The sequence below is a fragment of the Micromonospora sp. WMMC250 genome, assembly GCF_027460215.1.
GTDB classification, from domain to species: Bacteria; Actinomycetota; Actinomycetes; order Mycobacteriales; family Micromonosporaceae; genus Micromonospora; species Micromonospora taraxaci.
Genome location: NZ_JAPZBJ010000002.1, coordinates 7,235,425 through 7,250,091, shown reverse-complemented (window position 1 = coordinate 7,250,091; position 14,667 = coordinate 7,235,425). Strand labels below are relative to the sequence as shown.

Here is a 14,667-nt window from a genome sequence, read left to right as displayed (position 1 = left end):
GACCGCCTTCGCAGCCGGACAGCAGCCCGCAGCCGGGCAGGGCTGCATCAGCGGGAACGACGTGTCTTCGCGGGCGAGGCTGGCGACTCAGGTCCCGGCCGGCTCGGTTCAGAGCTGGCGGAGGTCGCCGCCTTCAGCGACAGCGATACCCGCTCGCGCGCGGTATCGACGTTGAGGATCTGCACGGTGACCGTCTCACCTACGTTGACGACCTCTGACGGGTGCTCGACACGGTGGTCTGCCAGCTGCGAGATGTGGATCAAGCCGTCGATCTCGCCCAGAGTGACGAAGGCACCGAAAGGCGTCAGGCGCTTCACCGGTCCTGTGACGGTCTGGCCTGCCGCAAGCTTCTTGAGTGCTTCCCGGCGTCGTTCTGCCTTCGATGGCGCCGTCGGCCGCCGGGCCTGACGTTCGTTGCCGCTGCTCGTTGGCATCTGGTGGTTCGTCGGGGTGGCATGAGAGCCGGACCCGGTCTCGGTGCGGTATTTGGCGGGAAGGGTGCCGACCACCTCGACCGCGTTAGCGCATGCCTCGGTTAGGTAGGTGTCGTAGGCACTGTCAGTAAGTGCCTGGTCCTGGACGAGTTCTCCGTCGTCTGGGCGGTAGATGCGTGACGGGTCGCCGCGGAATGACAGCCAGTTGAAGTTGGTGATGATGTAGTAGCTGTCGCTGACGAGCACTTTCTGCGGGGTGGTGGCCACCTGTACGACGGCGAGGCGGTTGGCGCGGCCCGCGGCTGTGTGCAAGGCGTTGAGGGCTTCCCGGTCGGTTCCGTCGTTGTCACCGGAGCCCCACACGATCGTCACGTCGACGGTGTGGGCCAGCTTCTCCAGGGCGCGGATCCAAGGCATAGACGCGACGGCCGTGCGGATCTGTGGGCTGCTGATGAGCAGCCGTCGCCGTGAAGTCGCGAGGGCGGCATCGAGCCGGGCCGGGTGTTCGTACACGCCTAGCCAGCGGATCACCGCCCGGCTCAGCGCGCGATTCGCACCGTCGCCATCTGGATCGTCTCCAGCAGCTTGGAGGGCGAGGACGTCAGCTTTGCTTAGCCGCTCGCCGGAGTCGGTGACGGGTGCGTGGGGGTGCTCGACCGGCGCTGCCGACAGCCGCAGGCGTTCGACGGCGCCGATGCTCTCCAGTGCGGCGGTGTGTGGTTCGCTCCACTTGCCGTCGACGTCGACGCCGAGGCGTATCTGATGGGTCTCGTCATCGCTGAAGACGAGCAGGATGGCATCGTGGTAAAAGTTGCGGTTCTCGGTGACACCGCTGATCCCGAGCAGGCGTGCCCCGTCGCGGCTGCGCGGGTCCAGGGTGCTGGTGAGCGCGGCAAGGCTGAGGTCGACGGCGCGGACCGGCATGCTGCTCGCCGGTGGAAGTAGGAGGCGCCCGGGGTCAGCTTTTGCCTGGTTGGAGCGGCGCAAGGAGTTGCGTCGCCAATCGGTTACGGCGCCGGTGAGCCGGTCGTAGACGACCGGCATGGTGGTGGGCATCGGGCGTCGTAGCTGGGCGTCGCGGGCGGCTTCCTGCCCTGCGGGTAGCAACTGCAGGCGCCGCAAGCCGCCGTCGGCGGGTGGCTGATAGGTGATGTACTCGGCGAGGAGGAGTCCGGCGACGGCGCGACCGGTGTCGCCGTCATTGAGGCCGAGGAACAGTTGCAGGTCTTCGACAGTGTCGATGCCGCCGAGCAGGGCGCGCAGGGTGTACTTCTGGCCCGCTTCGAGGTCTTCGGACTGCTCAACTAGAACGTCGACAGTCAGCACGGAGGCGGGGATGGCGCACGGCTCCGCGGCGAGCAGGGTGTGTCCCGGCAGCGCGTGAGCGTGGCGGCGTGCGGCGTCGGCGAAGATGTCGCGGCTCACAGGTACTGCACCCTTCCGCCGGTGTTCGTGATGTGGCTAAGTACCCGGTTGAGGGGGCCTTGTTTGCTGCTGCAGAACTCGGAATCACCGACGATCCAGAGCAGTTCCCGGGCGCGGGACAGGGCGACGTTGACACGGCCCTGGTATCGGTCGGCGAGGAAGCCGAGCTCGCCAGTGAGGTTGCTGCGGGTGACGGAGAAGATGACCACGTCGGCTTCGCGCCCTTGGACTGCGTCGACGGTTTTGACCTGCACGGCGACGTGCCGCAGGGTGAGGCGCCGCAGCGCGCGTTCGATCTCGGTGCATTGCCGTCGGTACCCGGTAAGGATCAGCAGTTCCAGCTTGCCGCCGTCGGTGCGGGCGTACTTGCCGGCTTGGACATCGGTGTCGAGGCGTGCGACAAGGTCGGCGACCTTCGCCGCCTCGTGCTTGTTCGAGGAACTCGCGCTGCCGGCGCGGCGGGCGTCCTCGCGGCGGTTGGTGCGTCGGCTGGTGGAGAACCAAACCAGCCGGTCGCTGTCGTCAACAGTTTCGGGCGCCAGGACGGGTACGGGGTCATGTACGAGGGTGCCGGCGTAGAAGACCTGCGAGATCAGCTCGCCGATCGGTTCGGCCATGCGGTGCTGGGTGACGAGACTGGCCGTACAGGCCGGAGGTGCCTCGCCGAGCAGGATGTCGAACAGCGACGAGGTAAGGAACACCTTGTCCAAGTCGAACGTGTCGACCAGGTCTCGATACTCGAACACCTCCTCCACCATCGGCGGAAGTTGCTTGGTGTCGCCCACCATCACCCACCGCTTGGCCCGGGTCATCGGCACCAGCAGTTCAGGGGCGGTGGCCCGGGACGCCTCGTCGATGATGCACAGATCGAATTGCATGTTCTGGATGTGCGGGTTGGCCAAGAAGCCCATGCAGGTCCCGGCGACCACGCTCTGAGTGGGTAGGAACATTGGTTCAGCGGTCTGCGGGTCGTTGAGGCTGGCCAGCCAGTCACCTTGTGTCCGCAGCAGTTCCCGCAGCCGCGGCCCGGCGCCAGGTCCGTCCAGCAGGCCGGCGACGAGCTTCTCCAGCTCCGGTTCCCCGAGCTCGTCCGCGACGGCGACCTCAAGGGCCCTGGCTGCGGTGCGGACCCCAGCGGCCGCGGTGTCGGCGCGCTCGACGGCGCGTCGATAGTCCGCCAGCAGCTCGGCGCGTTCCTCGGGCAGGTCTTCGTTGTCGAGCCGGTCGCCGTCATCGAGTGGGCCAAGCAACTCGGCGGTCTCGGTCTTCTGCCGCAGGTTGGCCAGGGCTTCCTCAGCACGAAGTGCCAGGGACAGATGGTCAATGTGCACACCCTCGCGATCGGCCAATGCGGCCATGCCGGTGCGGGCGCGATCGCGGATCTCATCTGCCCACGCGCGCAGCTTGTTCGACAGCAGCAGGTGCGCGGCGTCCGGGTCGACGTTGTCGTCGCGGCTCGACAGACGCACGACGGAGGTGACGCCGGAGCGGTACAGCCGGGTGATTGCGTTGTCGATCGCGACGTGCATCTGACTGACCAGCAGAATCTTGTCACCGGGCCGTGCGGCAAGGTGCTGGTGGACGAGTTCGGCGATGAACGAGGTTTTGCCCGTGCCGGGTGGGCCCTGGACGAGGAACAGGTCCGGCGAGCCGAGCGCGTGCGCGACGGCGAGTTTCTTGTCGTCGTCGAAGTCCGGGCGCAGCGGCTCGAATGCCACCGGCTCCGGCGCGCTCGCCACTGACGGGTCCAGCACCAGCTCACGCAGGTGCGGGCGGGCGGAGCTGCCGTCGCGCAGGGCGGCGAGAGCGGTCTTCTGCCGGCGGATCGCGGCCTGCGACGGCGTGCGGTCGCGCACCAGCACACCGTGGGCAGGCAGCTCGTCGCCGGGCCGGGTCGCCCGCACCGTGATGTCCGTGCCGTCGACCTCGGCGATCGTCACCGCGGCGCCCCGGACCGCGGGCTCGTCGACGGGGCGGGCCATGCGCTCCTGGTCCAGGAAGGCGCCCGTCAGCGGGGTCGTGGTCTGCAGGTCGAACCGGGTGCCGTCGCGGCTGACCCGCGTGTAGTTAATGGGTTCTTCGAGGCGTTTCTCCAGCGCTTCCTTGGCCTCGATCAGCTGTGACCAGTTGGTCATCCGTGCCTGCTTGAAGGTGTCGCTATTGCGATCACCGGCGTCCTGGACAGCCTTCTCCAGCAGCAGGTGCAGCTCGTCGGCGGCTGCGGCGGCTCTCTGCGGATTAGTTGGCCGCTGTGCCGTCCAGGTGTAGTCGCGGCTGTCCAGGACGATCGTGTCGTCGTTCTGGCGCCAGCGTTCCAGCTCGTCGAAGTCCTTGATCGCCGCGCGGGTACAGAGCATCTGATGACGGTTCTTGAAGACCAGCACCAGCTCGACCTGGTCACCGACAAGACGGAACTCGTCGGCGTTGAGCACCGTGCGCCCGCCGCCGACGCTCTTCAACCGGGGCAGTACGTAGGTGGCCGCGCCGAGCAGCCCCGCGATGACGGTTTCGGCCGAGCGGCCGTCACCGGCCTCCTCCAGTGATCGGCGCGCCGCGCCGGACAGCTCGAACGACAGCACCTTCTGGTCGTGCCAGTTTTCGCTCCGCGCCGCCTGAATGGCCTGCAGCTCAAGGTAGAACTGCTGTCCATCGGCCGGCCGCTTCGCCGCATCGACGTCCAAGCAGCGTCGCAGCAGCGCCAGGACACCGGGCGGCAGGTCGGCCTCGTCGAGCGCTCGGCTGATGTCTGGCAGGTCACGTAGCTCCCAGCCGGTGACGCATTGCAGCAGTGTCGCGGCCAGGCTGTAGACGTCGAACCTGGTCGAGCCGCGCGAGGCCAGGTCCGGTGGCGCCCACGGGGCGCTGGTCATCCCGGCAACCGTTGCGTCGGTCGCGCCCGCGAGTTGGTCCTTGATCTTGCTCAAGGCAAAGTCGGCGAGCAACGGCTTCTCGCCGTCCCACAGCACGTTGCCGGGCTTGATGTCGCGGTGCAGCACTGCCATCGAGTGTGCGTGCGCCAACGCCGACGCCAACGGCAGAGCGATAACCTCAGCAACATCGTCCCAGCCGGGAGTCTCGGGCGCGATTGCCAGCCAGTCCTTGAGCGACACCGGCACCCAGCTGAGCACAACGTAGTACACGCCCGCGCCGTGGTCGGTGCCGCTGTCCAGCAGCGACACGATGTTCGGGTGGTCCAGCTTGTGGTGCGCCGCAGTCTCCCGCTCAAAGTAGATGCGGTAGATCTCATCGGAAGTGGCGGGAACCAGCTTCACGGCCACGTGCCTGCCGCCGTGATGCAAGTCGGAGGCTTGAAAGACCTCCGCCTGACCACCAACACGACGGGTGTTCGCGATCTCGGCATACCGGCCGGCAATCACACGCACCGCCCACGCTCCTTCCAGGAACGAACTGCTCGTGCGGACCGGCCGCTCACGATACTGGACTTCAACCCAGACGGCCGCCGAGCGATCGCCCTGGCCTTCGGGAACAGCGGGCAACGTTCCGCCGCCAACCGCCTGCCCGACGCTGGCTGTGTTCGGCGGCGGTCGGCACCGATCATCGGCTCCGGGTGACAGGGGCACGGCTGTTCGGCCGACGTCCCGAGCGCGCTGTCACGCCGCTCATCCGGAGCGAGGCTTTGGCTCAACCGAACACACCTCTCCTCAACGGTCTGCCAACAGTGAATCAGCAGGGGGTGACACCTTCCTTTGGATCACAGTCAGGCAGGTAAGCGCGCGACGGTTAGCGGGGCGGACGCGCGGCGAACGCGGCACAGGCGGCGGCGACGGCCAGCGCCGTCTCGATGCCGGTGGCCCATGACGAGCTGTGAGCGGCGAGCAGACCGGCCAGGACCGCCCCGAGGGCAAGGCCACCGATGACCGTGGTTCGGCGGCCTGCGGCTCGGCGCATGCTCGGGGTAGCAGAAGGCAGACGCCGACGGAGCGGCTTCCTGCGGGTTGGCGTTCCGCGGCGAGACATGGTTCGGGCTCTCCTTCGTGCGGGATCACGGCGACCGTGGTGGCCGCGGCACGATCAGGAGAACACCGCCACCGGTCCCGAAACCGGACGAGTTTGCGGGGCTGTGGGCACTCAGCCGCGTATCTTCGACGGCGTGCCCCGGAAGCCACCAAGCCCTGCAGACCAGGCGCTGATCGACTACGCCCGGAAACAGGAAGTCGTCGTGACCAATACGCAGCTCGAGCACTGGCGACGCGTGGGTCTGCTTCCCGCGAACACGCCCATGAGGCAGGGCTTCGGCGGGAGTTCCTCGCAGCCCGCGCACGGAGCGGCCGACTTGGTCACCTGGCTCGGCCGCCACGCTCGCCGAGGCCAGCGCACTCACGACGTAGCGCTGCGCGCGTTCGCCGACGGGCACACGGTGCCTGAGCCGACCGTCCGAGCGGCCTTCCTCTCCGCTGTCGCCCTCGCCTTGCCGGATCCCGTCGCGGGCGGTGAGGACACCGGCGACCTGGCGCAGGACGCGGCGACGCGACTTCCTGGCCGGGACGCCACCGCGCTGATCCCCCGGCGGATACGCCGCATCGACGCTCGAATCAAAGCCGCCGGGATCTCCTTCGCCCCCGCTGAGCTGCTGCCCTTCGACAAAGGACCCGCGCTCGCAGAGCCCTTCACCCCGGCCGACTTCCAGCTGATGGCCACGACCGTGGCACTCGACGGCTCCGAACTGAACGGAACCGGCATGGCCGCGCTCGTGCGGTCGATGAGCCCTGCCGGCGCGGCCGTGCCAGGTGCCTCGATGCTCGAGTTTCCCGACGGGGTACAGGCCACCGAGCTGGCCGACAAAGCCGGAAACACACTCTTGCCGACCGGAGACGTCCGAGCCGAGCTACGCCGTGTCGTTGAGGAGTCGACGCTGGAGCGGCTGCGTGCCGGTTGGATGGCAGCCGTCGAACGCCGCAGTTGGGCGCTCAACCTCTGCGACACGGTCGAGGTCGAACTCGCGACCGGCACGCTGGGCGACGCCGTCCTGCAATGGATGATCGCGACGGCCTTCGGCGCCATGCGCATGGAGATCCAGAGCGCCGTTCACGGAAAAACCACACCGCATGGCACGGCCTGCACCGCAGTGATGTTGCTCTGGCAAACACGGCAGTTGACGTGGTTGCAGGAAGTCGAACCCGACGGGCTTTACCACCTGTTTTCCGCCCTTCTCCCGCCCTATGTGTTGCGGCTGCTCGGGCTGAACCCGATCGCACTCGCGGACGCACTTGACGCCATCACCGCTGTCGACCCGGCGTAGCGCTCGTGCCAGCTGCACCGAGTCCTCGTCGGCCTAGTACTGCAACGGCAGTTGGTCAGGGGTAGCCGTGTCGTCGGTAGTGGCAGGTTCGGGCTTGGTGTTGGCGTCGTCGGCGCCATCGGGACCAGGCCCAGACGTGCTCTGGTGGGTGCGTTGATCGGACTGCGAGTGCGGTGAGCAGTCTTCGGATCTCCCCCGATCCCGACCCGATCCGACAGGTGCCCACCCGACGGCTTTACCTGACCAGCAGGCGGCGCACCACTACAATGACCCCAAACAGCAAAGTACCGGTATTGGGTCTAGCGTAGACCCCGTCGGCACCTCCCGATCACGGCCAGACCATACCGCTATCAACGCTTGGAAGGGGTAGATCCGTGGTCATTTCGCAACAGCCACCTATTACAGGCATTCTTCGGCTGACCCGTTGGCCGTGAGATTCCCGTCGTAGACCCAACCGGAAATTAGAGGCACAGTGCCGGGCACGCTCACCCACGTCCAGGTGTTGGGGACGTTGTTATAGACGAAACAGTGGTAGTCGAGCGTCGTGCCAGGCTGGAGACGGTAGTCGATAGGGCAGCCCGAGTAGGGTCCCTGGGTGCGGAGCGGTACGTTGGCTTTGTTGACGTTACCAGTGTTCCAAATGTCGATATTTTGATGGTCGTAGTTGAAGCAGGTCGGTCCGGCATTCTTTCCGGCGCTTGCGCTGGATGGTAGAGCCACCACCGCCAAACTGGCGATGAGCGTCGGAGTCAAGGCCCGAGCGAGGTTTTTGAATGTTCCCGACACGAGATTCCCTTCTTTCTTCCAGCTGAACATAGACGAGAATGGTTTGTATTGAAGGGCAAACTGCGGCGCGTCAGAGTCGTGAACGCGACAAACGGATACATGTTGGCGAATCGCCGTGTAGCCACTCAGGCTGGTAAGGCGCCCCTCGCCGCCGACCTGCCGCTAAGCCTGACCTACGACTGGTGAGGCGAGGAAGGGCTTGAGCTGTGCCGAACAGTTCCGAACAAGCGAACACGTCGCCTCGGCCGCAACCCGCGGGCGGCACAGCCTTCCCCATGGTGGACTCGATGGTCAACTAGATGCAAGTATTACGTAGCCTTTACCGCGGCGCCTGCCTCCCACTGACCTGGGGCCGCGGACCAACTGCCGTTGCAGTACTAGACGAGTAAGTCCTAACTACCCGGCGTCTCGGACATAGACGAAGGGTGTTGAAGATCAGTTTGTGACGACCGACCTCAACACCCTTCTGACCGCACTGTACGTGAAGATCGACGACTGGCTTGGACGGCCACGCAAGGCCGGGCGGCCACCGCGGCTCAGCGATGCCGAGTTGCTCACCTTGGCCGTGGCGCAGGTCCTGCTCGGGGTCCGCTCCGAGGCCCGCTGGCTGCGGTTCGTGCCTGCTCACCTGCCCGGCGCGTTCCCCTATCTGCCGGGGCAGTCCGGCTACAACAAACGGCTGCGGGCCGCGGTGCCGCTGTTGAAGCGGGCCATCCGGGCGATGGCCGCCGACACGGACCTCTGGACCGACAACACGTGGGTGGTGGACTCGACCCCGGTCGAGTGCGGCCGGTCCAGGCCGACCGTGAAGCGTTCGGATCTGGCCGGGTGGGCCGGCTACGGCTACTGCGCCTCGCACTCGCGCTGGTTCTGGGGGCTACGGCTGCATCTGGTCTGCACCCCGGCCGGCCTGCCGATCACCTGGGCCCTGGCCACGCCGAAGGTCGATGACCGGCAGGTCCTGACCGCCGTGCTCGATCACGACCCGGACCTGCTGGCCGAACGTCCCGGCCTGCTCATCATCGCCGACAAAGGCTACGTCTCCGCCGAGCTGGACCGGTGGCTCGCCGATCGGGGCGTGCGGCTGCTGCGACCGTCGTATCGCAACCGGACCCCACGTCCCAACGAACATCTGCTCAAGCCGATCCGCCAGCTCATCGAGTCGGTCAACGACACGCTGAAAGGCCAACTTGACCTGGAACTACACGGCGGACGCAGCATCGAAGGCGTCAGTGCCCGCATCGCCCAACGCCTGCTCGCGATGACCGCCGCGATCTGGCACAACCGTGCCACCGGCCAGCCCGTCACCAGGTCCTTGATCGCCTACGACCACTAACCGGAGTTCGGACTTACTCGTCTAGACCGAGCGGTGACAACCGGCACGCTGCCCGCCCAACCCAGTACGATCATCGCCCGACGCAGCCGGATCGTCGAACCGGCACGCGACGGGCCAGGCGTTGCTAGCTTCTCGCCTTCTTGATCACTCAATCGGTGAAATCGAACAGGTTCCACCACCCCGACAGCCATTGACGACATCAACTAAAGTGCACACGTGCTGGCGATGAACGGGATGGTGGCGTCGTTACAACTGGCGTACCCGCCGGTTTCCAACCAGGAAGCCGAGTGGGTTGTCTCAGAGCAGGGGGTCGTCGACCGGCTGCGCAGCAGCGATTTCTACATGATCGCCATGCGCGCCGAGGCAAAGTTTTCCGAGTTTCACCACGATAGCGATGGTCTGCTGCATCTAAAGATCAGCACCGGGACGGGGATCAGCGACTCGGTGACCCTTCATCCGTCGCACCTCGCCTCCAACATCGAAGGCATCGACCCAGAGAATGGTGAACTCACCATTCTATGGAACGAAAAGGCGCTGCTGTTCTATGACGGCACGCCCGAGGATGTAGACGCGGGCACGGCCGAGTTGTTCGAGTGGTTCAGCACTGAGAAGATCATTTACAATCGAAGTCATCGCCTCCCCGGCATCCTCGGCTTCCATGGCTGGCGCGACTTTGCCACCTACGAACTGCTATACGTCGGCATCGCCTCGAAAGCCGACACCTACCAGCGGCTCTTCCAGCGCGCGCACCGCAAGCGCCAACAGATCCTGTCTAACGAGTGGCCGCGCACTCCCGGTTCCAGAGTCACTGACGAGATGTATCTCTTCCCCTTGCGCGTCCAACCAATGACGGTGCGAATGCTGAAACCGGGCGATACGTTCAGCCATCCCTCGGACGAGGAATGGAAGACCTACTGCAAACGTGTCACCAAGGACGCCGAAAAGGCGTTCGTGCACCTGCTAGACCCGCAATACAACGAGGTCGATTTCGACGGCTATCCGCACAGCACCGACGGGTTGTGGGAACAGGGTCACGAGCGTTATATCTTCTATCTGGCCGAGAACCTAACCTTCACCACGCCGACGGTCACCCTGCACGGAGCCTGGGACCCGATTGCCAGCGGCGGAAATGACGCCGACCTGATCACGATAGAGGGCGAAAGCGTGCACATCCGGCCGGGCGGCTACCGGCGAGAGCTTGATGGGAACTGACCTCAGACGCGGGGCGGCGACGGACGACACGGAAAAGTAGGTCAGCGGTGGTGGGGAACGCGGTGAGCTGCACCGCGTTCGCACCTAACAAGTCACGTGCGCTGATACCGGATCACATACATGCCGGAAGAGATCGCACTTATCCGGCTCTGGGTCTCTCAGGCAGGGTCGCTGCGGACGTACCGCATGATCCACATCCCGTCATCGCCAGGTGTGAAAGCGGCTTCGTAGAGGTGGTCAACGTCTACGCCAGTAGCAGTCACCTCGTTACGTTGCTGGAGTTGCCAGACGTGCGGAGGGCTTCCATCGGCTTGTGCGGGGATGTCTCGGATGGCTCCATCAGCAACGCCGCCAACGAACAGGACAGACACGGTAGCCATGAGGCGGCTCCTTGATGGATAGACGCAGCGGCATCGGCTGATGCCAGCACCGCCAGCTAAGCACGGCTGCCACTCTCCCGCGGACCACGCCTAGCCCGGTGAGGGCGACGCGGTTTCGGCATTAGATGACAGCAGCCGACAACCTAGGGAGCGGATCCTCCCTGCGGGTCGGAGCTGGCATCGCCCAAGACGCCGGCATGCACAGCAGTGGATAGGCCGGTCTCGTGCCAGCAGGAGTGCGGGCGCCAAGGAATCCCGAATGGTCAGTGGCCAGACCGGCATCCTTTACGTGCATGACCATCGATTGACATGATCGTCAGAGACGGTTACCGTCCACCCCTGACGAAAGGCTGCCGATCATGCCTATCGCGCCCTCTGCCACTTCTCTCCCGCGTGTCATGCACCGCGCCACCATCCTCGCGGTCGCCGCCCTCGCGGGAACCTGCCTGGCCGTCCTGACCGCGCAGCCGGCCTCGGCCACGCCCCCCGGCATCCAGTCGAAGACGACGGCGCAGTCACAGCTCAACGCCCTGACCGTGGCCACCCAAGGCTCGACCAGCGGCTACTCCCGCGACCTGTTCCCACACTGGATCACGATCAGCGGTAGCTGCAACACCCGCGAACAGGTCCTCAAACGCGACGGCACCTCCGTCGTCGTCGACAGCTCCTGCGCCGCCACCTCCGGCCGCTGGTACAGCCCGTACGACGGCGCCACCTGGACGGCCGCCTCCGACGTCGACATCGACCACGTCGTCCCCCTGGCTGAGGCGTGGCGCTCCGGGGCCAACTCCTGGACGACCAGCCGGCGGCAGAGCTTCGCCAACGACCTCACCCACCCGCAGCTGATCGCGGTGACGGACAACGTCAACCAGGCCAAGGGCGACCAGGACCCCTCCACCTGGCAGCCTTCCCTGTCGTCGTACCGGTGCACCTACAGCAAGATGTGGATCACCGTGAAGTACAGCTGGAGCCTCACCCTGCAGTCCTCGGAGAAGTCCGCACTACAGACCATGCTCAACACCTGCTCCTCGTAACTAGCGCGTGCTACCCGGCCGGCAGCCACGCCGACGCGGGCCGGCCGGGTTACCCGCTACAGAGCCTGGCAAGACGGATGAGCTGCGGCTGCGCCCGTCACGTGCCCGATCATGCTGGCGCTGACGGGCAACCCATGGTCAAGGTCCGACCACAGGTGACGTGCCTGTTCACCATTACTGGCAGGCAGCGAGGCCGCTCGTCAATCGAGCGGCCACCCCTGCCCCCGGAACAGCCCTTCCGACTCCAGAATTTTCGCCGTCCGCTGATTCACTGGCTGGGTGACGCTTCCCATCTCGCCTTGCCGGCGTGGGAGCACCCTTTGGGCCCTACAGCCCAGACGGTCACTCGATTCCGGGGGATCTTGATCAGCAGCTGGCGATCCAAGCGGCCCGCCGGGTTGGATCGGGAGACTGGTTCCGGCACAGCTCCCCGTAGGGCGACCAGCGTTTGCCCTCGCCCGCCGCGCATGGGGGAGCCAACAATCGGCAGGCTACGGCGAATCGCCGTGACATGCCCCTCATCCTGGGGAAACCGCCGACGGTCGGCAGCGCACGGCGACGTGTCGCGAGCTCCAGACGGAACCGGTGTGAATAGACTCAGCGCGCTCGAACAGGTGTGCTATCCCTGGGGGTGTTGGTGTCCAGTCATCCTGTGAGCCTGGTTTGGGTCTTCCGGCCAGACCGCGCCGAGAATGACCACGACCGGGCGGATCGGCATGCCGGCAAGCCGGTCCACGCCGTGGGCAGGCAGCCCGACAACAGTGGTCGGGTCGAGGTCGTGCTGGCCGATGGCGCTCGGGTACAGGCGTACCGCCACGAGGTCGTCCTCGGGTGACCCGGAGCAAACGGGTCCCAGCGTTCCTCACGACGAAGCCGCAGGCGTTCGTCCAAATGGCAAGCTGATCCAGGTGTAGACCCACGGCGGACCATTTTCGGCGAGCGGCTCCAGCTCGTACTTCCCGTTCGTGTCGAGGTCGAGCAACTCGCCTCCGTACTCCACCCAGAGCCAGCTTTGGTCGATCTGCGACGGGGGGAGGTCATCGTCGTTGAGCGGTACGCGAAGAGAACGGCCGTCCACGGGACCACCGACGCACGGCACCTCGATCCTCTCCCACATCTTGCAATCGTCGGCTTCACCGGTGGTAGACACAGGAGGTTTAAGGAATCGGGGCGGGCGATTGCCGTGGTCAGGAGCCGCGCGAGGACCTGGGCGGCCCGATCATGATCAACGTGACCGGCCAGGCGAATGCCGGCGTCGATGATGTCCCACCGGTCGGGCCGGAACCTGCCGACGATCATGACCCAGGCGTGTAATCCGGCGACGAACACGCCGCCGGTCGCTCGCGGGGTCAGGGCATCGCCGTCTCGTCCCGGTCCAGTTCGGGCCGGAAGCCGGGCTCACCTGGTAAGGCGGACCGGCACCCTTTATACCGCCCGGGTCACCCGCTACGAATCCTGCAAGGCGGACGAGGTACGGCCGTGCCCGCTACCGGCCCGACTCTTATCGATCCGCGCGGCCGTTTGTCACTGCGGTCGAGTGAATCGGACTCGACCTACTGGACCCGGCATCAGCGCGCCTCCATCGGTGCGACTTGCAGTCGGGACGCCTTACCTGGAGCCGGGCCGTCCGAGGTGCCGACGCTAGCTTCTTCGATCGAAACATCATGCGGCGCCGTGGCATCGACGATGTCGTGAACGAATTGGTCGATCTGGGTTCGGCTGACCCCCGGCACGCAGATCACGTGGCTCCAGCCATCGCTGCACGGTAGAGGCCATCGCTGCCGCACGGCCGGTGGTGGGGTGCGCAGGACGACCGTCATGGCCTCGGGATTACGCCAGCTCGGCCAGCCGATCTCCTGCAGGCGGCGACAGGTGTAGGCAGCCAGGTCGCGGCCTTCGTACGTTCGTGCTCGCAGCCCGTCCCGGCCGTAGCGGCGTATGGCGCTCCACATCATGACGGTGGCGTGGCCATTGCGGGAGCCGGTGATAGTGCCGTCGGCGCAGCCGCTGTAGGCGACGAGTTGGTCCAGGTGAGCGGTGTGGCGTCGCGGGGCGATGACCGCGCTGCAGGGCAACGGTGTGCCGAGGAATTTGTGTCCGCTGACGCAGATGCTGTCGGCGCCGTCGGCGAAGTCGAATCCGGGTGGGTCGTCTGCGAGTGCTAGTGGGATCCCTGCCAGCGCGGCATCGCTGTGGATGTAGCGCTGGGTAATGCCGATGCGGTCGAGGGCGGCGCGGATCTGTCCCACGTCATCGATCGCTTCGGTCATGGTGGTGCCGATGTTGGCGACGACGATGGCGGGCCGGTCGCGGTGCCATCGCACGAGCCGCGCGAACTGGTCGTAGTCGATCTCCCCGTTGGGTTGGCTGTCGACGAGGACCGTGGTCATGCCCAGCAGATGGGCGGCCTTGGGGACGCTGTAGTGGGCGGCGGTCGAGTGGTAGACGACACCGTCGGGGTATCGGCTGCGGGCTAGGTACAGGGCGTAGAGGTTGCTTTCGCTGCCGCCGCTGGTGATGTAACCCCACCGCCGTTCGGGTGCGCGGAACAGGCCGGCGAGGAAGGCGAGCACTTCGCGTTCGAGGTCTTTGCTGTGGTTGGGGTGGGTTGGGTCGGCGTCGGGGTCGCCGACGTTGTTGAGCAGGTGCGCGAGAAGCGGCGCCAGGTTGCGGTAGTCGATGTCGACGGCGGCGGGGACGCCGATGTTCGTGGCTTGCGCGGCGTTGAGCTGGCGCAGGCGGGCGTCGAGTCGGGGGTCTTGGGCAGGTCCGTTGAGGGGGTTTGCTGTCATTGTTCGCT

The 14,667-nt window shown here is 66.0% G+C and carries 11 protein-coding genes; 5 read left to right on the top strand and 6 right to left on the bottom strand.

The genetic code is table 11. From position 1 onward, the window contains the following. Window positions 1–47: 47 nt before the first annotated feature. From O3438_RS32975 to O3438_RS32965, 3 genes are all read right to left on the bottom strand, one after another. A complete protein-coding gene (locus O3438_RS32975) occupies window positions 48–1,859 on the bottom strand; it encodes a S1 RNA-binding domain-containing protein (protein ID WP_269683367.1) in 1,812 nt (603 codons plus the stop codon). Next, window positions 1,856–5,242: a serine/threonine-protein kinase gene (locus O3438_RS32970; protein WP_269683366.1), complete on the bottom strand. Its 3,387-nt coding sequence runs from the start codon at window positions 5,240–5,242 to the stop codon at window positions 1,856–1,858. Before O3438_RS32970 ends, O3438_RS32975 begins: the two co-directional genes overlap by 4 nt. Window positions 5,243–5,600: 358 nt before the next feature. Then, the gene (locus tag O3438_RS32965; RefSeq protein WP_269683365.1) at window positions 5,601–5,768 is read right to left on the bottom strand and encodes a hypothetical protein; all 168 of its coding nucleotides are present in this window, start codon (window positions 5,766–5,768) and stop codon (window positions 5,601–5,603) included. Window positions 5,769–5,970: 202 nt separating this feature from the next. Here O3438_RS32965 and O3438_RS32960 point away from each other — a divergent pair, with 202 nt between their 5' ends. Then, entirely contained in the window at window positions 5,971–7,119 is a 1,149-nt protein-coding gene (locus O3438_RS32960; RefSeq protein ID WP_269683364.1) for a hypothetical protein, read from the top strand. 399 nt (window positions 7,120–7,518) lie between these two features. Here O3438_RS32960 and O3438_RS32955 read toward each other — a convergent pair whose 3' ends face one another. Further along, a complete protein-coding gene (locus O3438_RS32955; protein WP_269683363.1) occupies window positions 7,519–7,935 on the bottom strand; it encodes a hypothetical protein in 417 nt (138 codons plus the stop codon). A 412-nt stretch (window positions 7,936–8,347) separates the two neighbouring features. Here O3438_RS32955 and O3438_RS32950 point away from each other — a divergent pair, with 412 nt between their 5' ends. The 4 genes from O3438_RS32950 (at window position 8,348) to O3438_RS32935 (ending at window position 12,702) form a co-directional block, all read left to right on the top strand. After that, on the top strand, window positions 8,348–9,241 hold the full coding sequence (locus O3438_RS32950; RefSeq protein ID WP_269683362.1) for an IS982 family transposase: 894 nt from the start codon (window positions 8,348–8,350) through the stop codon (window positions 9,239–9,241). A 216-nt stretch (window positions 9,242–9,457) separates the two neighbouring features. Then, on the top strand, window positions 9,458–10,453 hold the full coding sequence (locus tag O3438_RS32945) for a hypothetical protein (protein WP_269683361.1): 996 nt from the start codon (window positions 9,458–9,460) through the stop codon (window positions 10,451–10,453). Window positions 10,454–11,192: 739 nt separating this feature from the next. Then, a complete protein-coding gene (locus O3438_RS32940) occupies window positions 11,193–11,867 on the top strand; it encodes an HNH endonuclease family protein (RefSeq protein WP_269683360.1) in 675 nt (224 codons plus the stop codon). Between the two features lie 631 nt (window positions 11,868–12,498). Continuing rightward, entirely contained in the window at window positions 12,499–12,702 is a 204-nt protein-coding gene (locus O3438_RS32935) for a hypothetical protein (RefSeq protein ID WP_269683359.1), read from the top strand. Window positions 12,703–12,729: 27 nt separating this feature from the next. Here O3438_RS32935 and O3438_RS32930 read toward each other — a convergent pair whose 3' ends face one another. After that, window positions 12,730–12,984, bottom strand: coding sequence for a hypothetical protein (locus O3438_RS32930; RefSeq protein ID WP_269683358.1), 255 nt, complete (start codon window positions 12,982–12,984; stop codon window positions 12,730–12,732). A gap of 451 nt (window positions 12,985–13,435) precedes the next feature. Beyond that, the gene (locus O3438_RS32925; RefSeq protein WP_269683357.1) at window positions 13,436–14,659 is read right to left on the bottom strand and encodes a histidine decarboxylase; all 1,224 of its coding nucleotides are present in this window, start codon (window positions 14,657–14,659) and stop codon (window positions 13,436–13,438) included. Window positions 14,660–14,667 lie beyond the last annotated feature (8 nt).